This window comes from Allobosea sp. P2_B12, from assembly GCF_056404835.1.
In genome coordinates this window covers 26,231-45,853 of record NZ_JBFUDG010000013.1, presented here as the reverse complement: position 1 = coordinate 45,853, position 19,623 = coordinate 26,231, and the positions used below count along the sequence as shown (strand labels likewise).

Below are 19,623 nucleotides of genomic sequence, written 5' to 3'. Positions count from 1 at the left end.
TTTGTGGGCAACTCAGGTGCAAGGAGCTTCTGCTCCGGGAGATCGCCAGAATGTCCATCGAGCTCGCGGTCAATCCGCGCGGGATCGCCGTCACCGACAAGGCCGCGAGCCGCATTCTCTCCGTGATGGCCAAGGAGCCGCCGGGCTCGATGCTGCGCGTCAGCGTCGCCGGCGGCGGCTGCTCGGGCTTCCAGTACATCTTCGATGTCGATCATGAGAAGGCGCCCGGCGATCTCGTGATCGAGCGCGACGGCGCCACTGTGCTGATCGACGAGACCTCGCTCGACCTGCTCGAAGGCTGCACGATCGACTTCGTCGACGATCTCGTCGGGCAATCCTTCAAGATTACCAATCCCAACGCGACCTCATCCTGCGGCTGCGGGACGTCGTTTGCGCTGTAGCAGCCGATTCGGGCAGCGTCAGGAGTTGCGCGCCTGCCGGCGTGCGGCATTGACCTCGGCATAGCGCAGCAGCCGATCGAGATCGTCGCGGCTGATATCGAGCGACTCGCCCATCTGCGCCACCGCTTCGTCGATATCCTTGGGGCTGAAGGCGGCGACGAGGCCATTCGGATTCATGTCGGCGCCAGCCGGCGCCGGCGCACGATGAGGATAGGACCGGCGCGACAGCGCGTGGAACGCCATCCCGAGCGCAACCAGCGACAGCGAATTCAGCGCCACTGGCACCAGCGGGAACAACGCGCCCCATTTCGCGACGATGGGGCTGCCGAGCGCCGCCGTCAGGGCGACCGCGCCTCCGGGCGGATGCAGCGACCGGGTCAGCGACATCACGGCGATCGCCAGCGCCACCGCACAGGCCGCCGCGATGGTGGCATCGGGAATCATCCAGGCGGCACCAAGCCCGACGATGGCCGAGATCGTGTTTCCGCCGATGACCGGCCAGGGCTGAGCCAGGGGGCTGGCCGGAACCGCGAAGACCAGAACCGCAGAGGCGCCGATCGGCGCCGCAAGCAAGGGTGAGGTCATCGAGAAGGCAAAGCCCGCTGCCGTAGCCGTCAGGGCCACGGCGACGAAGGCGCCGGCGCAGGCGATCACGCGCTCGGACAGGGTCGCGCCGGCAAGGATGGGTCTGAACAGCTTCACTGGGCCCCGCTGCGATAGGAACGGATCAGATGCTTATATAATAAGCAGCCCGCCCAGTTTAACGCCAGATCTGGGATAATGTACACCACGGCACATGGCCGCGGGCGATGCAGCCAGCGCATGGCCCGCACATGAAAAAGGCGCCGTTCCCGGCGCCTTTCCTCCTGTCAGATTGCCGTTCGGCTCAATGCGAGTTCGGCGGCCCGCCCTGCTCGAGCCGGATCTCGGCGGCCATCAGGCCCTTGGGTCCGGGTCCGTAGCGCACCAGCACGACCTGGCCGGGAATCAGCTCGACCAGCCCGTAGCGGCGCATCGTCTCCATGTGGACGAAGACATCGGGGGCATTCTCGCCCGCCGAGACGAAGCCGAAGCCGCGCAGGCGGTTGAACCATTTCACCGTCATCCGCTCGAGCCCGCTCGTCGGCGTGACCTGGACGTTGGTGCGCGCCAGCGGCATCTCGGCGGGGTGGCGCGCCGCGCTGGTGTCGATCGAGAGGACCCGCACCGCCTGCCGGCCGCGCGGCTTCTCGATCGCTTCGAGAACGATATGGGCGCCTTCTGCAATGGCGTTGAAGCCGTCGCGCTTCAGGATCGTGACATGGACGAGGACATCGGCGCCGCCATCCTCGGGCACGACGAAGCCGTAACCCTTGCTGACGTCGAACCATTTGACATGACCGCTGACCTCGACGCCGGCCTCGTTGCCGAGACCTTCTTCGTCGAGCCGCATCACGCGATTGAGCGACTGGATCGGCCCCATCGGTCTCCGTCCGCCCTCACCGAACTCGTCGGACATTTGCCACCCACCCCCGCCCGAAATGGCTTGATTCGTGGTGTCACGATACCATTGCTGGGGAGTCGCGATACAGCCGGCTTCGCGTCATCCACATCCGCGATCAAGGAATTCCACATCTGCGATCAAGGAATTCTTGGTCCGGCAGCTCCGTTTTGCGATACACCATGGCAGGCGCGACACACCGCCCCGCTGGAGGATGCAATGCCCGATCTTGCGACGCTGGCGCTGTTCACCGCCGCCTGCGCGGTCCTGACCGCGACGCCCGGCCCCGACATGCTGCTGATCGCCTCGCGCAGCCTGAGCCAGGGCCGCATGGCCGGCTTCCTGACCTATCTCGGCATCGCTACCGGCAGCTATCTCCAGGCCTTCGCGGCGGCATTTGGCCTGTCGCAGCTCTTCCTGCTGGTGCCGGCGGCCTACGACATCCTGCGCTTCGCGGGCGCGGCCTATCTGGCCTGGCTCGCCTGGACGACCTTGCGCGCGCAGACGCCGCTCTTCGCTCCCGACGCAAGCCACGCAGCCGTGCCGATGCGTCGCATCTTCCTACAGGGGCTGCTGACCAACCTGCTCAACCCGAAGATGGCGCTGTTCATGCTGGCGCTGCTGCCGCAGTTCCTGAGACCCGAGGCCGGCTCGATCGCGCTGCAGGTGATGGTGCTGGCGACCATCCTCAACCTGATGGGGCTGGTGACCAACGGCCTGGTCATCCTGACCGCGAGCCGGCTCGGCCACGCGCTCGCCGCCCGCCCGCATCTGGCGCGCCTGCCGCAGAAGCTGATGGGCGCCGTGTTCGGGGCGCTGGCGGTGAGGCTCGCGGTCGCGTCGCGGGAGTGAGGGAGGGTCACTTCAGGCGCTGGGCGTCCACGAACCAGGTCTTGCCGCGATAACGGATCTCTGAAGCCCCCGCGCCCGCATCCTCCTCCACGACGACGACCTTCGTCCCGGCGGCGAGACGCCGCGGGCAGTGCTTGCTCATCCGCGCTCCCCGGGGCCTCAGGGAGGCCAATCCGTATTCGTGCCAGCCGGCCCAGCTCACGCAGACAAACGTCTCCCGATTGATCGTCGTCATCCGCTCGGCGGCCAAGGCCGGACTTCCTGCGATCAGGGCGACGGCGATCAGGACCGTTTTCGACATCAGCACCATGGCCGCCTCCCTCCCCATGCAGGTCTCTGCCTATTCCGCCAACCGCCCCAGCACCGCCCCGATCTCGGCGCGCACCACCAGATCGGCGATGGTGTCCAGCTCCGTCGGCTCGCGGTTGACGATGACCAGCGTCGCGCCCTGCTTCTTGGCGATGATCGGCAGCGTCGCCGCCGGATAGACCACCAGCGACGAGCCGACGACGAGGAAAAGCTCGGCGTCCAGAGCCAGTTGCTGCGCCCGGCTCATCTGCGCCTGCGGCATCGCCTGGCCGAAGGAGATCGTCGCCGATTTCACCGGCCCGGCGCATATCAGGCAGTCCGGCGGCTCGCCCGTGGCCTCGAAGGCGGGGCGGATCGCCGCCAGTTCATGCCGCCAGCCGCAGGTCAGGCAGGTCGCATAGGTGCCGTTGCCGTGGAGTTCGATGACCTGCTCGTCGGGCACGCCCGAGGCCTGATGCAGATTGTCGATGTTCTGCGTGATGATCGCGGGCGAACGGCCCTGCGCCACCAGGCGGGCCAGAGCCCGGTGGCCGACATTGGGGGCAGCGCCTGCAAAATGGTCGTCCATCGCGAATTTGCGCCGCCAGGCCTCGATGCGCGCCGCGCGACTCCCCACGAAGGCCTCGAACGGGATCGGCTGGTTGACCATCCAGGGTGAGCCCGGCGTGCGGAAATCCGGCACGCCCGATTCCGTCGAGATGCCGGCGCCGGTGAAGGCCACGATGGAGGCGGCGCGGTCGAGCATGGCGTGCAGCGCCGCGACGGCCTCATTGGTCTCGTCCTGCATGCGTGGCTCCGCTTTCTCCCCCGGTCCAAGATATGGCCCGATCCGGCGCCGCATCCAAGCCGATAGCCCGGCATGCGCCAGGGTCGATTGACGGAAAGCCGGACGCGTCCCAAAGCTGCCCACCATGCTCCAGACCGCGCCCGCCTTCCTGAACCCCAACCTCATCGACACCGGCACGCCGCCGATCCCGCAGGCGCAAGGCTGGGCGCGCGCCTATGACGGCCGTTCCGGCCCGCTGGTCGACCTGTCGCAGGCGGTGCCGGGCTCGCCGCCGCCGCAGGAACTGCTGCAGCGCCTGTCCGAGGCGGCGGCCGACCCCGGCAACACCCGCTACGGCCCGATCACCGGCGACATGGCGCTGCGCGAGGCCTATGCGGCCGAGATCTCGCAGGCCTACGGCACAAGCTTCAAGCCGACCGAGGTGGCGATCAGCTCGGGCTGCAACCAGGCCTTCGTCATGACGATGATGGCGGTGGCGAGGGCCGGCCAGAGCATCCTTTTGCCGGCGCCCTGGTATTTCAACCACGAGATGACGCTTCGCATGCTCGGGATCGAGGCGCGCCCCCTGCCCTGCGACCCCGCTGCGGGCTTCGTGCCCGATGTCGCAACCGCCGAGGCGCTGATCGATGCCGGCACGCGTGCGATCGTGCTGGTGACGCCCAACAACCCGACAGGCGCGATCTATCCGCCCGCCACGATCGCCGCCTTCGCCGAACTCTGCGTCCGGCGCGGGCTCTGGCTCGTGCTCGACGAAACCTATCGCGATTTCCTGCCCGCTGGCGTTGCCGCGCCACATCAAGTCTTTGCGACAACGAACTGGCAGGCTTCGGTGATCGGGCTTTACAGCTTCTCGAAGGCCTATGCCATTCCGGGCTGGCGATTGGGCGCGATCACGGCAGGTGAGTCCGTCATGGCCGAGATCGCCAAGGTGCTCGATTGCGTCCAGATCAGCCCGGTGCGCGCCGGCCAGGCGGCCGTGACCTGGGGCATCGCCGGCATCCGCGCTTGGCGCGAGGCCAACCGCAGCGAGATCAATGCCCGTGCGACGCTGTTCCGCGAGGCGATGGCCCCTCTCAATGACTGGCAGGTGCTCGCGGCCGGCGCCTATTTCGCCTATGTCGCGCATCCCTTCGCTGGCGTCCCCGCTGCCGATGTGGTGCGCAAGCTGGTCGAGGAGCGCGGCGTGCTGGCCCTGCCCGGCCCTTATTTCGGCCCGGGACAGGAGCAGCATCTGCGCATCGCGATTGCAAATGTCGCGGCCGACCGGATCGGTGAGTTGAGCGACAGGCTGCGCGGTTTTTCGGTTTGAGGTCGCCTGGGTCGTCATGCTCGGGCTTGACCCGAGCATCTCTGAAACCAGCTAACCGGTCTGAGAGATTCTCGGGTCTGCTCTTCGCTTCGCCCGAGAATGACGGCTCACGTCAGCGCAGCAGCGCCGCATAACGCTCGCGATACGCGAAGACCAGCAAGCCACCGAGCACGACGAGGATCACCGCGACCGGAATCCCCTGCGGGTTGATCGCCAGATGGAACAGCACGATGACCGCCATCACCGGCGCGATCAGGGCCAGCCCAAGCGCCGGGGCGATGTTCAGCAGCAGGCTGAGCCCCCCGACCAGATTGACGCTCTTCAGCAGTGGCCAGAAGAAGCCGGAATTCTGCAGCGCCATCTCGAAGACGACGCCGCGCTCGCTGATCGGCGGATGGATGAAGTGGGCGCCGGTCGCCATCCACCAGAAGCCGTCGGCGGCCGAGACGAGGAAGAGCAGCCCGAGCAGGACGCGCGGCACGGTGACGAGAACGATGGACTTCATGATGAACCTTGGCCGAGAGACGAAAACGCCGGCGCGCCTGATGGCGTCGCCGGTTCACACGCTTCGTCGCATCAGGAGCCGATCCGGTTCAAGCCGTTCGCTCGAACCGCATCCCGATCACATCGTCGCGCCGATCTGCCAGGGCACGAATTCGGCGTCGCCATAGCCCATCGCTTCGGACTTCGAGTGCTCGCCCGAGGCGACGCGCAGCAGGTAGTCGAAGATTTCCTTGCCCTTCGCCTCCAGCGTCACGCCGTCGAGGACATCGCCGCAGTTGATGTCCATGTCATCGGTCTGCTTCAGATACATCGGCGTGTTGGTCGCGAGCTTGACCGACGGCGTCGGCTTGCAGCCATAGGCCGAACCCCGCCCGGTGGTGAAGGCGAGGATGTTGGCGCCGCCCGCCACCTGCCCGGTCGCCGAGACCGGATCGTAGCCGGGCGTATCCATGTAGACGAAGCCCTTGGATTTCACCGGCTCGGCATAGTGATAGACAGCGGCCAGCGTCTTGGTCCCGCCCTTGGCCGCAGCGCCCAGCGACTTCTCCAGGATGGTCGTCAGCCCGCCGGCCTTGTTGCCGGGCGACGGGTTGTTGTTCATGTCCATCCGGGCGCGGGCCGTATAATCCTCCCACCACTTGATGATGCCGACGAGCTTCTCGCCAACCTCGCGGGTGGCGGCACGGCGCGTCAGAAGATGCTCGGCACCGTAGATCTCCGGCGTCTCGGAGAGGATGGCGGTACCGCCATGCTCGACCAGGAGGTCGACAGCCTTGCCCAGCGCCGGGTTGGCAGTGATGCCGGAATAGCCGTCCGAGCCGCCGCATTGCAGCGCCAGCATCAGCTCCGAGGCCGGCACCGTCTCGCGCACGGCGCGGTTGGCGATCGGCAGCATCACCTTGAGCGCCTCGATGCCGGCCGCGACCGCCTTGCGGGTGCCGCCGGTCTCCTGGATCGTCAGGGTGCGGAAGACATCGCTTTCCTCGACGCCATAGGCGTCCTTCATGCGCTTGATCTGGAAGCCCTCGCAGCCGAGCCCGACGACCAGCACGGCGGCCATGTTCGGGTTGCAGGCATAGCCCCAGGTGGTGCGCTTCAGCACCTCGAAGCTCTCGCCGTTGTAGTCGATGCCGCAGCCGGTGCCGTGGGTCAGCGCGATGACGCCGTCGACATTGGGATAATCGGCGAGCAGGCCGGAGCGCTTGACCTCCTCGGCCATGAAGCGGGCGGCCGAAGCCGAGCAGTTCACCGAGGTCAGGATGCCGACATAGTTGCGCGTGCCGGCCTTGCCATTGGCGCGGCGGAAGCCCTCGAAGGTCGCCTGCTGCTCGACCGGCAGCACGAATTCGGGCTTGGCCTCGGCACAGAAGGCATAATCGCGCTCGAAGGCGTGGAAGCCGGTATTGTGCTCATGCACCCATTCGCCGGGCGGAATGTCGACGGTGGCGAAGCCGATGATCTGGCCGAATTTGCGGATCGGCTCGTCCTTGGCGATCGGTGCCAGCGCCAGCTTGTGGCCGCGCGGAATCCGCTTCAGCGCGGTGACCCCCGCAGCGGTGACGCCGACATCAATCGGATCGACTGCGACGGCGACATTGTCGACCGCGTTCAGCTTGAGGGTCCGCGGCGGAATCGCTTTGTCGAGCATGGGAGAAACCATCATCAGGAAAGGCCACGGAGCCCGCGGCACAACGCGCGCTAGACATGCGCCTCATCGCGCCAGTTTTCAATCGTTTGAAGCAGGGTCTTGCTCCTGCACGACCCAGACTCCCGATCAGGCACGGCCGGCTGGTCCCTTGATGAAATCGAGAAACGCCCGCAGCGGCGCCGGCACCAGGCGGCGGCCCGGATAGTACAGGAACGGGCCAGGGAAGCTCTGCCACCAGCTTTCCAGAACCGGTTCAAGCGCACCGCTGTCGAGATGCGGGCGCAGCCAGCCCTCGAACAGGAAGATGATGCCGCTGCCGGCGATTGCGGATTCGGCCAGGAGATCGATCGCCCCTCCGGCACTGACGATCAGCGGACCGGTGGGATCGACTCGCACGGTCTCGCCGTCGCGCTCGAACTCCCATGGCGCCGTCAGGGCGCCGCTCGCGAACCGGCCAAGCAGGCAGTCGTGGCCGAGCAAGTCGCGCGGATGCTCCGGCCGGCCGCGACGGTCGAGATAGGAAGGCGCGGCCGCAGCGGCGAAGCGCTGGACGCGCGGCCCGATCGGCACCGCGATCATGTCCTGCTCGAGGCGCTCATCATAGCGGATGCCGGCATCGCAGCCGGCGGCAAGCACATCGACGAAGCTCTCCTCGGCGACCACCTCCAGGCGGATATCCGGATAGGCAGCAAGGAAGCCCGGCACGATTTCCGGCAGGATCAAGCGCGAGGCGCTGACCGGCACGTTGAGGCGCAGTGTTCCCGCCGGCCGGTCGCGGAAGCTGTTGACGACGTCGAGAGCCGCTTCCATTTCGCTCATGGCCGGCCCGAGCCGTTCCAGCAGACGCTGGCCGGCTTCGGTGGCCGCAACGCTGCGCGTCGTGCGGTTGAGCAGCCTGACGCCGAGCTGCGCCTCGAGCCGGCGCACTGCTTCGCTCAAACCCGATGCGCTGCCGCCGCTCGCCCGCGCCGCGTCGCGAAAGCCCTTGGCACGCGCCACCGCGACGAAGGCGTTGAGATCGCCGAGATCGACTTTCATTGTTCGCCATCCCGCACAACCCGTGCCGATTATGGCCCATTCTCGCGCGGTATCGCAATGAATAGGTCAGGCTCGTTCCCACAGGAGATCAGCCATGTCCAATATCGACCAGTCCGACACGCTCGTCCTCGGCGACCGTCCCGTGAAACGCCTCGGCTACGGCGCCATGCAGCTTGCCGGCCCCGGCGTCTTCGGCCCGCCCAAGGATCGTCAAGCGGCGCTCGCCGTGCTGCGCGAGGCGGTTGCCACCGGCGTGAACCACATCGACACCTCGGATTTCTATGGGCCGCATGTCACGAACCAGATCATCCGCGAAGCGTTGCATCCCTACCCGGACGATCTCGTCATCGTCACCAAGATCGGCGCCCGGCGCGGCGAGGACGCCTCCTGGATTCCGGCCTTCTCGGCAGAGGACCTGACCAAGGCGGTCCATGACAATCTCCGCAATCTCGGTCTTGACGTGCTCGATGTCGTCAATCTGCGCGCCATGTTCGACATTCACGGCCCGGCCGAAGGTCCGCTGGAGGAACAGCTTGCCACGCTCGCCGAGCTGCAGCGCAAGGGCCTCGTCCGCCATATCGGCCTGAGCAACGTCACGCGCAAGCAGATCGCGGATGCGCGCAAAATCGTGCCGATCGTCTGCGTCCAGAACCAGTACAATCTCGCGCACCGGGGCGACGATGCCCTGGTCGAGGACCTCGCCCGCGACGGCATCGCCTATGTGCCGTTCTTCCCGCTGGGTGGCTTCAGCCCGCTGCAATCATCGACGCTGTCGGATGTCGCCGCGCAGCTTGGCGCCACACCGATGCAGGTCGCGCTGGCCTGGCTGCTGCACCGGGCGCCCAACATCCTGCTGATCCCGGGAACCTCGTCGGTCGCGCATCTGCGCGAGAACCTGGCCGCAGCCGACCTCGTTTTGCCGGCGCAGGTGCTCACGGCGCTGGACGGCATCGCCACGCGCGTCGATCACGGCTGACCGTCCAGCAGCGCACAAAGAAAAAGCCCGGCCGCAAGGCCGGGCTCGATCGGATGGAAGGAACTGCGCCGCCCGCTGCCAGAGGCTCGGGCGGGCGTCACATCACTTGGTGGCCGGAACGGCCTTGGCGACGATGCCCTCGAACGGCTTGTAAGCGTCCTTGGCCAGCGAGGAGTAGAGCTCGCCCATCTTCGTCATCTGGGCGACGGCGCCCTCGAAGGCGGTCTTGACGTAGTCGGTCTGGATCTCGATGGCCTTCTCGAGCGTCTTGACGCCGGCGAGCTTCTCGATCGTGGCCGTGCCGGTCTCGAACGACTTCTTGGCATAGTCGGTCGCCTCGACGGCAATGGTCTGGACGCTCTTGGAGGTGGCGCCGAAGGCCTTCAGGGCCGCATCGACGTTCTCTTTGGAGGCCTTCTGGATGGTCTCGAACTGCTGGATCATGTTTCTTCCCTCGGCACGGAGTGCCGCCTCTGCTGACGAGCCTGAAGCCCGGGTTTCTTCGCCCCTAGGTCAGATGAAAGTGTTCATCACCGGGACTGCTCTCATATTGTGCACCGCAACATGAATGTCAAGGACGTGCTGCAATGCATCAGACGCAGGCGCGGCACATCGGCGGCACGCATCGAGATCGTTAGCCTTTTAACGGCTCCGTAACCGCATCGTCCTAACCTCCTCAACTGTGTCCCTTATGCCACGTCGCAAGACGGTGCCGGGGACCGGGGACGTGAGTTCTGGTTGAGGCGGGTTGCATGGCTTTCAGTTGCGTTGGGTCCCGGCGCGTGCGCTTTCGCACGCTCGTCGGAATGATCGGTATCGTCGCGATCGCAGTGGCGGCGGTGGCGTCTCCGGCCGAGGCGGCCCGCAAGAAGCGGCGCCATGTCGGCGGCGGCTATGCGCCGCCCTATGCGGCGATGGTCGTCGATGTGAAGAGCGGCCGCACCCTGCATGCGGTCAACGAGGATGCCCCGCGCATCCCGGCCTCCATCACCAAGGTCATGACGCTCTATCTGCTCTTCGAGCAGCTCGAGCGCGGCAAGTTCAGGATGGATTCGGAGCTGACGGTCTCCGCCAACGCGGCGCGCCAGGCGCCCTCCAAGATCGGCTTTGCGCCCGGAGAGACGATCTCCGTGCGTGACGCGATCCTGGCCCTGGTGACCAAGTCGGCCAACGATGTCGCCATGGCGGTCGCCGAGAATGTCGCCGGCTCGGAGGACGAGTTCGCGCAGATGATGACGGCGCGCGCCCGCTCGATCGGCATGAGCCGCTCGGCCTTCTACAACCCGCACGGCCTGCCCCACAGCCCGCCCAACATCACCACGGCGCGCGATCTCACCATCCTCGCCCGCGCCATCCAGGAGCGCTTCCCGCGCTACTACCCGATGTTCTCGACGCGCGTGTTCAACTATGCGGGCGGTGCCTATCGCAACCACAACAAGCTGCTCGGCCGGGTCGAGGGCGTGGACGGCATCAAGACCGGCTACACCAATCTCTCCGGCTTCAACCTGATGACCTCGGCCAAGTCGGAAGGCCGGCACATCGTCTCCGTCGTGCTCGGCGGCCGCTCCGGCAATTCGCGCGACAAGATCATGGCCGATCTCGTCGCCTCGACCTTGCCCCGCGCCGCCACCGGCGGCCGCGCCACCATGGTCGCCGAAGCGCCCGAGCCCGAGGAGCGTCAGCCGGAGCGTGTCCAGGAACGCGCTCACGAGCGCCAGCGGCCCGCCGCACCGATCGTAACCGCCGCCGTGCCTGAACCCGCGCCCATGCCGGTGCCGCGTCCGCGCATCGAGACGGAGGCTCCGCTTCCGGCCGCCGCCCGTGCCTATGCGCCGGTCGCGACCACCACACCGATCGCCCCTCCGCGCCCCGTGAATGTCGGCGCCGCCCAGCAGTTGCAGATCTCCGGCATGCGGCCCGTCACCGCGACGACGACGCCCTCGGCCATGCGCTGGTCGATCGGCGCTCCCGCCGTCGACGGCAAGGTCATGCGCCCACCGGCGAATGTCGACGTGACCTCGTCGATCGCCAAGGTCGCCGAGCCCGAGGAGAAGCTTGCGGTCAAGCTCGCCGCAGCGCCCGCTCCGGTCGAGAAACTCCACGACGCCGGCACCACCACGGTGGCGAAACTCGCGGAGAAGGCCCCCGAGCAGGCCAAGCCGAGCGAAGCCCGCCCGGCGCTGGCCACCGCCGGCAAATGGATCATCCAGCTCGGCGCCACCGATGACGAGGCCAAGGCCAAGGACATCCTGGTCCGCGCCCGCGCCAAGGCGTCAGGCCCGCTCGCCGACGCCTCGGGCTTCACGGAGAAGGTCGAGAAGGGCGGCTCGACGCTGTTCCGCGCCCGCTTCGCCGGCTTCGAGGATCCCAAGGATGCCGAGAAGGCCTGCGCCAGGCTCAAGCGCGACGGCTTCGCCTGCTTCGCCACGCGCGGTTGAACGGACAAGGGACAAGGAACGCTGACGATGTCGTACCAGACTTACCCTTTCCCGGCCGGCACCTCACTTCAAAAGGACGTCCTTGGCCTGGTTGACGCGAGCGGCAAGTCCGCTGGTGCCCCCGGCGTCCGGGTGGATGCGCTTCATCAGGGCGCGATGGGCCTCGCGGACCGCCTCCTCGCCCGCCCCCGGCTGAAGCCCCAGGATCTCGTAGGCCTCCTGCTGCGACATCGCGCCCGTGCCCGTCGCGCGGCCCTGCCCCGCGTCGCGGTGACGATCAGCGTCTTCACGCCAGCCGGGCGACCGGCGGTCGAGATATGCCTCTAGCAGCCGGGCTCCCTCGGGATCCCCAGCCAGGCATTCGCGCATCAGCGCGCCGATCTCGGCCAGCGACAGATCGTCGAGATTGCGCCCGGCGAAACTGCCGGCGCTGACCGTGCCGGTCATGCCGCCGCTGTCATGGTCGAGTTCCATCGCCAGCAGCGCGGACGTCACCTTCGAGCGCGCTCCCGGCGTCTCGCCCGCCCCCTTGCTCCAGGGAAAGCGGATGCCGCCCGGCCCGGTCGCGCTCCAGCCGAGCAGCCAGGCGCCGATGCCGCCGACGAACAGCGCCATGTCCATCCGGCCGCGCATCATCAAAAGCCCGGCGACGCCGAGCGAGAGCACGCCACCGCCGCTCTTGACGACCTTCGCGAGCAGCTTCGGATTGGTGCTGGCGAACAGCTTCGAGACCCACCAGAACAAGAGCAGGGCGGCCACGCCGTAGAGCAGCGTCACCGGCGGCCTCCATCCATTGCGCCGATCAGCCCGCGCACGGCAGGGCTGCCGCCGGCGAGCTTCAGCATCGCCTCGCGCCCGCCCGCCGCATAGGCCGCGGCCCCGCGCAGCAGCTCGAGCAGCGAGTCCGGCGCATTCACGTCGAAGCGCGCATGCGCGCCGCCGGTCAATCGCGCCATCGTGGCGAAGGCCGCGCTCGCGGCGGGATCATGCCCCTCCTGGAACAGGAAACCGCGGATGCCGCGTAGGCCGAGTTCGCCTGCGAGCGCCGCCAGCGCGTCGACATCCTCCTCCATCGCGTCGCCGACCAGCACGAAGGCGCGGATCGGGACGGACTTCGCCTCGTCGCGGACATGCTTCAGGACGCGGGCGATCTGGGTCTGGCCGCCCTGGCAGGCGATGGCGCCCATCAGCCCGTTCAGCCGGCGCGGCTCGCCCACCCAGCCCGAGGCCCGGCATTCGCCGAGGCCCCGGAAATAGACCAGCTGCACGGCAAGCCCGCCGCTCGTCGCCGCGACCTCGAACATCCGCGCCTGCAGCGAACAGGCGAGGTCCCAGGTCGGCTGGCGGCTCATCGTGGCGTCGAGCGCGAAGACGAGCCGCCCCGCCTGCCCCGTCGCCAGGGGCGCGAGCTGCTTCGCCGCGCCGAGGAAGCGGTCGATCTCGCCCGGCGCAGAGCGGCCCGGGCTCACGCCCGTGCTCGCAGCCTTGCCGAGGGCTCTGTCGGTCTTGTCTGTCATGGGTCTGATATTGGCCATCGCCGGCACATTTGCTACCCGTCAACCGACCGGACGGTTGCCACTTCACAGCCCTCATCCTGAGGAGCCGCGAAGCGGCGTCTCGAAGGATGCTTCAGGAGGCTCCGGAGATCGCTGGAGCATCCTTCGAGACGCAGCCTTCGGCTGCTCCTCAGGATGAGGGCTGAAATATCCATGCCGACGATGAGAGACACGCCATGAGCCAGATCGCGATCTTCGAAACCGTCGCCGCGATGCGCGCGGCCGTGGCGGGCTGGCATGCCGCCGGCGAGAAGGTCGGCCTCGTGCCGACCATGGGCGCGCTGCATGAGGGCCATATCGCTCTGGTCAGGGAGGCACAGCGCCATGCCAGGCGCGTGATCGTCACAATCTTCGTCAACCCGACGCAGTTCGCGCCGCATGAGGATTTCAAGAAATACCCGCGCACCTTCGACGATGACTGCGCCAAGCTCGTCGCGGCCGGCGCCGACGCTGTGTTCTTCCCACCGGTCGAGGAAATGTATCCGGCCGGCTTCGCCACCCGCATCCTGCTGCTCGGCCCTGCGGCGGTCGGGCTCGACGACCGCTTCCGGCCGACGCATTTCGAGGGCGTCGCCACGGTCTGCTGCAAGCTCTTCACGCAGTCGCGCGCGGATCTCGCCGTCTTCGGCGAGAAGGACTACCAGCAGCTCAAGGTGGTGACGCGCATGGCCGCCGATCTCGACCTCGGCATCGAGATCGTGCCGCTGGCGACGTTCCGCGAGCCCGACGGCCTCGCCATGTCCTCGCGCAACCGCTACCTCTCGCCCGAGCACCGCGCGCTGGCGCCGCTGCTGCACCAGGTCATGCAGGCGCTGGCCGCCCGCATCCGCAACGAAGACCCGCTCTTCCAGGCTGTGGGCGAGGCACAGACCGAGATCATCTCGGCCGGCTTCGAGCTCGACTATCTGGAGGCCCGCCATGCGCAGACGCTGGCACCCGTGACCTCGCTGGCCGACGGCCCGATCCGGCTTCTCGTCGCGGCACGGATCGGCGCGACAAGGCTGATCGACAATATCGGGGTGTGAGAACGGTCGAGCCGCCAATCACAAATGGCGGCCGACATCCATCCTTTCGTGAAGGATGCGCATGATGTCGATACCGGCTTCCGAGAGGCGGTAGAAGACGAGATGCGATCCAACCCGATATTTGAGATAGCCGGCGCGGATATCGACGGGGCGGCCGTGCTTCCCGCCTGCCGCCAGCCCCTCGAACGCGGCGATGATCGTGGCGTGATAGCTTTCGGCCTGCTCCGGTGACCAACGCCCGACGGTATAGGACCAGATGTCTTCGAGATCGGCCTGCGCCAGCGGGGAAAGCCGGTAGCGACCCGCCTTAGCCATGCTTGGCGCGCATCCGCGCCACAAACGCATCATTGTCGAAGGCAACGGGCGAGCCGGACTGCTCTCCGGCGATCAACGCCTCCTGAAGCGCCTTGACCTTGGCCTCGTGTTCTTCAAGCAGGCGCAGACCGGCCTTCACCACATCGCTGGCCGAGTCGTAGCGGCCCGCCTTCACCTGCGCGCCGACAAAACGGTCGAAATGATCGTCCAGCAAAATCGATGTGGTCTTCGACATGGCAACGCTCTCCGGTCGATGCCAACAGATAGCAAAATCGACGGTCATCGCCAATCGATGGCGCGCAACGCCTACAGCAGTCCCATCTCCGCCAGCTCGCGCCGCAGCGCCTCCGGCATCGCGCCGAGATCGCCGCTGCGGCCGTCGATGTCGCGGGGAGCGTCCTTGTCGGCGAGGTAGCGCCAGCCCTGGAACGGACGGCACGGGCGCGGCTCCAGCGGCACGACCACCGGCTCCATCACGAGATGGCAGCGGCCGATGCCGTCGCCATCGGTGAAGGGGCGGATCGCGGTCAGGCGCTGGCGGGCCGAAATCTGGCCCTTGATCACCCAGTAGAGCGAGCCGCCCGCGACGATCTCCTCAACGCGCTTGGGCACCATGCGGGTGGTGTGGATCTGCTCCTCCGGCCGGCCGAGCCGCCGCTCCAGCGTCATCCGCTCCTCGATCCACTCTTCGAGATCGCTGATCGATTCGGCGCCGACGCAAAGCTTGAGCAGGTGGAGAGGCATGGCGGCAATCTAGTGCGCCCGGGGCAACCCGACCAGCGGCTGCGGCGTTTCTCCACAGCCGGCGGCACTCTTCTCGTCAGGGTCGGGCTTGTCCCGACCATCCACGTCTTCCTTCGTCAAGGTCGGTGTTCAAGACGTCGATGCTCGGCACGAGGCCGAGCATGACGGGACTTCTCCGGCAGGCTAGTAAGACGCCCAACACAACGGAGGAACAACATGCGCGGACTTGCAGGCAAGGCCTTCCTCGTCACCGGCTCGTCGAACGGCATCGGCTACGCCATGGCGCAGCGCCTCGTGGCTGATGGCGCCAAGGTCCTGATCCATGGCCGCGACCAGACCGAGATCGATGCCGCCTGCCGCCATCTCGGTTCCGCCACGCAAGGCATGGCGGGCGATCTTGCCGATCCCGCCACGGCGCAAGCCATCGTCGATGCCACGGTCAAGGCCTTCGGCCGCATCGACGGGCTGGTCAATAATGCCGGGATCTATCCGCGCGGCGCCATCGGCGAGACCACGGCCGCGTTCTTCGACCATATGTTCGCCGTCAACACCCGCGCCCCGCTGCTCTGCGCCGAGGCGGCGATCCGGGCCTTCCGCCTGCAGAAATCGGGCGGCTCCATCGTCACCGTCGGCTCGCTCAACGCCTGGTGCGGCCTTTCCAACCTGACCGTCTATTCCATGTCGAAGGGCGCGCTGATGACGATGACGCGCAACCTCGCCGACGCGCTCGGCCCCGAGTGCATCCGGGTCAACCAGCTCAATGTCGGCTGGACCTTCACCGCCAATGAGGACGCCACCCAGCAGCGCGAAGGCCGCAAGCCCGGTTGGGAGAACGAGGTCCCGCTCCGCCAGGCGCCAACGGGGCGGATCATGCAGCCCGAAGAGGTCGCTGCCCACACCGCCTTCTGGCTCTCGGACGAAAGCACCCCGGTCTCGGGCCAAGTCTACGAGGTCGAGCAGTTCCCGGTCGTGGGGCGGCTGTAATCAGGCCAATCCCTGATCCTGCGGCGAGCGAGTCATCCACGTCTGCGGCGTAGATATCGAGATCGAGTTCCAGCCCGCGCTGGCCGATCGCTACCTGTATCGCCGGGCTGAGATTGATGCCCCAGTTCATGCGCGGCATGAACACCCCGCAGAACAGATCCGCCCGAAAGCGGACCGTCAAAACGTCCCACCGCGACAGGTCCTGCGTCGTCGCGCCGAGCAGCGCCACAATCTTCGCTTCAAGGTCGCCGGGCTGATCTTGGCTTATCGATAGCGACCACAATCCGAACCGAGCCAAACCCAAGGAGGTCCCGTTCGGCGAGGTTCTCGGGTCACCTTTCCGATACGCTCGCGTCGGCTGGCTGCCGATCACGGTGCTGATCTCGTCAGGATCGAGGTCGTCGCCGCTAAATCGCAGGCTGACAGCGATGCGCTCGCTCAGAGCATGATCGATCACGCCTCACTCCCGGAGCACGACCACCTTCGCGCCTTCCGCCACCTGCGCCCCCGGCTCGCCGGCGACCTCGCTGACGGTGCCGTCGCGCGGGGCAGTCAGGACGTGTTCCATCTTCATCGCCTCGACGATGGCGAGCCGCTGGCCCTTCACCACGGCATCGCCGGCGGCGACGAACAACGCGATCAGCTTGCCGTGCATCGGCGCCTTGATCACGCCGCCGGCTCCCGCCGCCGCGTCGAGATCGACGCTGAACGGGTCGAACAGCGAGACCGCCGTCTGCCGGCCGCGATGCAGCGCGAGCCAGGTGCCGCGCTCGGCCTGCGCCAGCGCGATCTCGTGCTCGCCCTCCTCGATCTCGTGGCCGGGCAGGCTGACGCGGGCGCCGGCTTCATGCCATTCGATCCGGGCCTCGACGCGCTCGCCATCGACCAGCAGCGGCAGGCCCAGCGCCGGGCGCGGCATGAGCGAAAACGCGTCCGCCACGAGCCAGGGCGAACGCGCCTCGCCATCGGCCCGCTCGGCCGCCTGCATCACGACCGCAAGCTCCCGCTCCTCCTCGAGCTGGAGCGCGGCCGCCGCGACCGAAGCCGCATCGAGCGGCTGCGGCTCGGCCCCAAGCGCCGCGATATTGCGCTCGATGAAGCCGGTGTCGAACGGCCCGTCGCGAAAGCCCTGCGCTTCCGTCAGCTTCTTCAGGAAGGCGAGGTTGGTGCGCGGCCCGGCCACCACCGTTTGCCCCAAGGCCGCACCGAGCCGGTCGAGCGCCTCATTGCGCGTCGCGCCATGGGCGATGATTTTGGCGATCATCGGATCGTAGAACGGCGTCACCACATCGCCGGCCTCGACCCCGGTATCGATGCGGATGCCCTCAGCCACCGGGAACTGCAGCGCCCAGAGCTTGCCGGTCGAGGGCAGAAAACCCTTTTCGGGATCCTCGGCATAGAGCCGCGCTTCGACGGCATGGCCGGTCGCCTTCACATCGGCCTGCGAGAACCCCAGCGGCTCGCCCGCCGCGACCTGCAACTGCAGTTCGACCAGGTCGAGCCCGGTGATCGCCTCCGTCACGGGATGCTCGACCTGCAGCCGTGTGTTCATTTCCATGAACCAGAAGCCGTCGGGTTTCAGCCCGTCCCGCCCGTCGGCGATGAACTCGACCGTACCGGCGCCGACATAGCCGACGGCCCTCGCGGCCTCCGTCGCGGCCTTGCCCATGGCGGCGCGGACCTCGTCCGTCATGCCCGGCGCGGGAGCCTCCTCGATCACCTTCTGGTGGCGGCGCTGCAGCGAGCAATCGCGCTCGTAGAGATGGACGACATGGCCATGACTGTCGCCGAAGACCTGGATTTCGACATGGCGCGGCGAGAGCACATATTTCTCGACGAGCACGCGCGCATCGCCGAAGGCGCTCTGGCCCTCGCGCTGGGCGCTGGTCAGCGCATCCGCGAAATCGTCGGGCCGATCGACCTTCTTCATGCCCTTGCCGCCGCCGCCCGCAACCGCCTTGATCAGCACGGGATAGCCGATGCGCTGCGCCTCCTTGCTGAGGAAATCGACGCCCTGCTCGGCGCCGTGATAGCCCGGCACCACCGGCACATTCGCCTTCTCGACCAGGGCCTTGGCGGCGTCCTTCAATCCCATCGCCCGGATCGCCGAGGCCGGCGGGCCGACGAAGACGATGCCGGCCTTGGCGCAAGCCTCGGCGAAATCGGCGTTCTCCGAGAGGAAGCCATAGCCCGGATGGATGCAGGCAGCGCCGGACTCCTTCGCGACCGCGAGAATCTTGGCGGCGTCGAGATAGCTCTCGCGGGCCGGAGCGGGACCGATGCGATAGGCCTCGTCGGCCATCTCAACGAACAGCGCCTCCGCGTCCGCGTCCGAATAGACCGCGATGGTGCGCAAGCCCAACCGGCTGGCGGTGCGGATGACGCGGCAGGCGATCTCGCCGCGATTGGCGATCAGGATGGAGGGCAGCTTTTCGGCGATCGACATCAGGCGGCTTTCCTTCGCAGGCATGCCGCCTTTATAGCCCGCCGGCTTGCCCTGTCGCGGCCTTGTTCTGCACAGCCGGATCGGCAGGCTCGACATGATCGGCAGGCCTGCCGCGCAGCGAGCGCCAGATCGCCCAGCTCGCCTGGAAACAGATGCCGGCGACGATGACGTCGAAGAGATATTCCGGCCAGCGCACCGGCGCGACGCGGGCGAAGAGTCCGACCAGCGCGAAGCCGGTCGTCGAGATCACGTCGTTGCGCGAGGACAGCCAGGTCGCCTTGATCACCGGGTTGGCCTCGGCCCGGAAGCGCCAGAGCACGCCGACGATCAGCACCGCGACGACGACCGCGCTCGCAGCCGAGAAGCCGAGCGTCCAGATCTCGATCGGACGCGGCGTGATGATCTTGGCGGCGAGGTCGTAGAGCGTGTGCAGGCCCGCCACCGCCATCACCGCGCCGATGGCGAGCGCCGCCAGCTTTTCGGCCCGGGCGTCGCGTCCGAAGACGACCGCCGCGATGCCGTAGAGCGCGACGTCATAGACCCAGTCGACGCCGTCCTTGAACAGCTGCGCATTGCCCACCGCCAGCGCCCAGGCGACGACGCCGATCGCAAAGACGAGGATCGACAGCGCGATCCCCCAGATGGTGAGGGTGTAGGCGCGGGCCGTGGCCCGGCTTACGCCAATGGCGCCATCCTCATGCGCGAGCATCGATCATCCCCGTGCCGTCATCCCGGACAAGCCGCAAAGCGGCGCCGATCCGGGATCCATGCCGGAACATAGTCGATTCAGGTTCAGGCATGGATCCCGGGT

The 19,623-nt window shown here is 67.4% G+C and carries 23 protein-coding genes; 7 read left to right on the top strand and 16 right to left on the bottom strand.

Features of this window, described 5'->3' with window-relative positions; genetic code table 11:
* Positions 1 to 50 precede the first annotated feature (50 nt).
* Entirely contained in the window at positions 51 to 401 is a 351-nt protein-coding gene (locus AC1DYU_RS22915; RefSeq protein ID WP_476793654.1) for a HesB/IscA family protein, read from the top strand.
* Positions 402 to 419: 18 nt separating this feature from the next.
* Here the strand turns inward: AC1DYU_RS22915 and AC1DYU_RS22910 are convergent, their stop codons facing one another.
* Together AC1DYU_RS22910 and AC1DYU_RS22905 are read right to left on the bottom strand one after the other, a co-directional pair.
* On the bottom strand, positions 420 to 1,103 hold the full coding sequence (locus AC1DYU_RS22910; RefSeq protein WP_476793653.1) for an HPP family protein: 684 nt from the start codon (positions 1,101 to 1,103) through the stop codon (positions 420 to 422).
* Between the two features lie 184 nt (positions 1,104 to 1,287).
* Complete coding sequence (locus tag AC1DYU_RS22905) at positions 1,288 to 1,899, bottom strand: cold-shock protein (protein WP_158487363.1); 612 nt, start codon at positions 1,897 to 1,899, stop codon at positions 1,288 to 1,290.
* 201 nt (positions 1,900 to 2,100) lie between these two features.
* Between AC1DYU_RS22905 and AC1DYU_RS22900 the strand changes: the two genes are divergently transcribed.
* A complete protein-coding gene (locus tag AC1DYU_RS22900) occupies positions 2,101 to 2,733 on the top strand; it encodes a LysE family translocator (protein ID WP_476793652.1) in 633 nt (210 codons plus the stop codon).
* Between the two features lie 7 nt (positions 2,734 to 2,740).
* Here the strand turns inward: AC1DYU_RS22900 and AC1DYU_RS22895 are convergent, their stop codons facing one another.
* Both AC1DYU_RS22895 and AC1DYU_RS22890 read right to left on the bottom strand, forming a co-directional pair.
* Positions 2,741 to 3,043: a hypothetical protein gene (locus tag AC1DYU_RS22895; protein WP_476793651.1), complete on the bottom strand. Its 303-nt coding sequence runs from the start codon at positions 3,041 to 3,043 to the stop codon at positions 2,741 to 2,743.
* A 30-nt stretch (positions 3,044 to 3,073) separates the two neighbouring features.
* Positions 3,074 to 3,829, bottom strand: coding sequence for an SIR2 family NAD-dependent protein deacylase (locus AC1DYU_RS22890; protein WP_476793650.1), 756 nt, complete (start codon positions 3,827 to 3,829; stop codon positions 3,074 to 3,076).
* A gap of 124 nt (positions 3,830 to 3,953) precedes the next feature.
* On the opposite strand from AC1DYU_RS22890, the gene AC1DYU_RS22885 reads away from it, so the two are divergent.
* Positions 3,954 to 5,138: an aminotransferase gene (locus AC1DYU_RS22885; RefSeq protein ID WP_476793649.1), complete on the top strand. Its 1,185-nt coding sequence runs from the start codon at positions 3,954 to 3,956 to the stop codon at positions 5,136 to 5,138.
* Positions 5,139 to 5,250: 112 nt separating this feature from the next.
* Here AC1DYU_RS22885 and AC1DYU_RS22880 read toward each other — a convergent pair whose 3' ends face one another.
* The 3 genes from AC1DYU_RS22880 to AC1DYU_RS22870 all read right to left on the bottom strand — a co-directional run bounded on the left by AC1DYU_RS22880 (position 5,251) and on the right by AC1DYU_RS22870 (position 8,328).
* The gene (locus AC1DYU_RS22880; protein ID WP_476793648.1) at positions 5,251 to 5,643 is read right to left on the bottom strand and encodes a hypothetical protein; all 393 of its coding nucleotides are present in this window, start codon (positions 5,641 to 5,643) and stop codon (positions 5,251 to 5,253) included.
* Between the two features lie 117 nt (positions 5,644 to 5,760).
* Positions 5,761 to 7,290: a UxaA family hydrolase gene (locus tag AC1DYU_RS22875; protein WP_476793647.1), complete on the bottom strand. Its 1,530-nt coding sequence runs from the start codon at positions 7,288 to 7,290 to the stop codon at positions 5,761 to 5,763.
* A gap of 126 nt (positions 7,291 to 7,416) precedes the next feature.
* Positions 7,417 to 8,328, bottom strand: coding sequence for a LysR family transcriptional regulator (locus AC1DYU_RS22870; RefSeq protein WP_476793646.1), 912 nt, complete (start codon positions 8,326 to 8,328; stop codon positions 7,417 to 7,419).
* Positions 8,329 to 8,422: 94 nt separating this feature from the next.
* On the opposite strand from AC1DYU_RS22870, the gene AC1DYU_RS22865 reads away from it, so the two are divergent.
* A complete protein-coding gene (locus tag AC1DYU_RS22865; protein ID WP_476793645.1) occupies positions 8,423 to 9,304 on the top strand; it encodes an aldo/keto reductase family oxidoreductase in 882 nt (293 codons plus the stop codon).
* A 102-nt stretch (positions 9,305 to 9,406) separates the two neighbouring features.
* On the opposite strand, the gene AC1DYU_RS22860 is transcribed toward AC1DYU_RS22865, so the two are convergent.
* The gene (locus AC1DYU_RS22860; RefSeq protein WP_158483259.1) at positions 9,407 to 9,748 is read right to left on the bottom strand and encodes a phasin family protein; all 342 of its coding nucleotides are present in this window, start codon (positions 9,746 to 9,748) and stop codon (positions 9,407 to 9,409) included.
* A gap of 338 nt (positions 9,749 to 10,086) precedes the next feature.
* Here AC1DYU_RS22860 and AC1DYU_RS22855 point away from each other — a divergent pair, with 338 nt between their 5' ends.
* Positions 10,087 to 11,742: an SPOR domain-containing protein gene (locus AC1DYU_RS22855; RefSeq protein ID WP_476793644.1), complete on the top strand. Its 1,656-nt coding sequence runs from the start codon at positions 10,087 to 10,089 to the stop codon at positions 11,740 to 11,742.
* Between the two features lie 63 nt (positions 11,743 to 11,805).
* Here AC1DYU_RS22855 and AC1DYU_RS22850 read toward each other — a convergent pair whose 3' ends face one another.
* Positions 11,806 to 12,519, bottom strand: coding sequence for a DnaJ domain-containing protein (locus tag AC1DYU_RS22850; RefSeq protein WP_158483257.1), 714 nt, complete (start codon positions 12,517 to 12,519; stop codon positions 11,806 to 11,808).
* Complete coding sequence (locus AC1DYU_RS22845; RefSeq protein ID WP_476793643.1) at positions 12,516 to 13,259, bottom strand: VWA domain-containing protein; 744 nt, start codon at positions 13,257 to 13,259, stop codon at positions 12,516 to 12,518. The genes AC1DYU_RS22850 and AC1DYU_RS22845 overlap by 4 nt, the downstream gene beginning before the upstream one ends.
* 215 nt (positions 13,260 to 13,474) lie before the next feature.
* On the opposite strand from AC1DYU_RS22845, the gene panC reads away from it, so the two are divergent.
* A complete protein-coding gene (gene panC / locus AC1DYU_RS22840) occupies positions 13,475 to 14,323 on the top strand; it encodes a pantoate--beta-alanine ligase (RefSeq protein WP_476793642.1) in 849 nt (282 codons plus the stop codon).
* Between the two features lie 18 nt (positions 14,324 to 14,341).
* Here panC and AC1DYU_RS22835 read toward each other — a convergent pair whose 3' ends face one another.
* The 3 genes from AC1DYU_RS22835 to AC1DYU_RS22825 all read right to left on the bottom strand — a co-directional run bounded on the left by AC1DYU_RS22835 (position 14,342) and on the right by AC1DYU_RS22825 (position 15,382).
* Positions 14,342 to 14,638 carry a type II toxin-antitoxin system RelE/ParE family toxin gene (locus AC1DYU_RS22835; RefSeq protein ID WP_158483255.1) on the bottom strand — a complete coding sequence of 99 codons (297 nt, stop codon included), beginning with the start codon at positions 14,636 to 14,638 and terminating at the stop codon, positions 14,342 to 14,344.
* Entirely contained in the window at positions 14,631 to 14,873 is a 243-nt protein-coding gene (locus AC1DYU_RS22830; protein ID WP_158483254.1) for a type II toxin-antitoxin system ParD family antitoxin, read from the bottom strand. Before AC1DYU_RS22830 ends, AC1DYU_RS22835 begins: the two co-directional genes overlap by 8 nt.
* Positions 14,874 to 14,944: 71 nt before the next feature.
* Complete coding sequence (locus AC1DYU_RS22825) at positions 14,945 to 15,382, bottom strand: DUF1489 family protein (RefSeq protein ID WP_476793641.1); 438 nt, start codon at positions 15,380 to 15,382, stop codon at positions 14,945 to 14,947.
* 216 nt (positions 15,383 to 15,598) lie between these two features.
* Here AC1DYU_RS22825 and AC1DYU_RS22820 point away from each other — a divergent pair, with 216 nt between their 5' ends.
* Positions 15,599 to 16,366: an SDR family NAD(P)-dependent oxidoreductase gene (locus AC1DYU_RS22820; RefSeq protein ID WP_476793640.1), complete on the top strand. Its 768-nt coding sequence runs from the start codon at positions 15,599 to 15,601 to the stop codon at positions 16,364 to 16,366.
* Here AC1DYU_RS22820 and AC1DYU_RS22815 read toward each other — a convergent pair.
* The 3 genes from AC1DYU_RS22815 to AC1DYU_RS22805 are packed head-to-tail and all read right to left on the bottom strand — an operon-like array spanning position 16,251 to position 19,521.
* Entirely contained in the window at positions 16,251 to 16,823 is a 573-nt protein-coding gene (locus AC1DYU_RS22815; protein ID WP_476793639.1) for a DUF4279 domain-containing protein, read from the bottom strand. The two genes, AC1DYU_RS22820 and AC1DYU_RS22815, sit on opposite strands and share 116 nt — an antisense overlap.
* Before the next feature lie 3 nt (positions 16,824 to 16,826).
* The gene (locus AC1DYU_RS22810; protein WP_476793638.1) at positions 16,827 to 18,812 is read right to left on the bottom strand and encodes an acetyl/propionyl/methylcrotonyl-CoA carboxylase subunit alpha; all 1,986 of its coding nucleotides are present in this window, start codon (positions 18,810 to 18,812) and stop codon (positions 16,827 to 16,829) included.
* A 31-nt stretch (positions 18,813 to 18,843) separates the two neighbouring features.
* On the bottom strand, positions 18,844 to 19,521 hold the full coding sequence (locus AC1DYU_RS22805) for a cation efflux transmembrane domain-containing protein (RefSeq protein ID WP_476793637.1): 678 nt from the start codon (positions 19,519 to 19,521) through the stop codon (positions 18,844 to 18,846).
* Between the last annotated feature and the right edge of the window lie 102 nt (positions 19,522 to 19,623).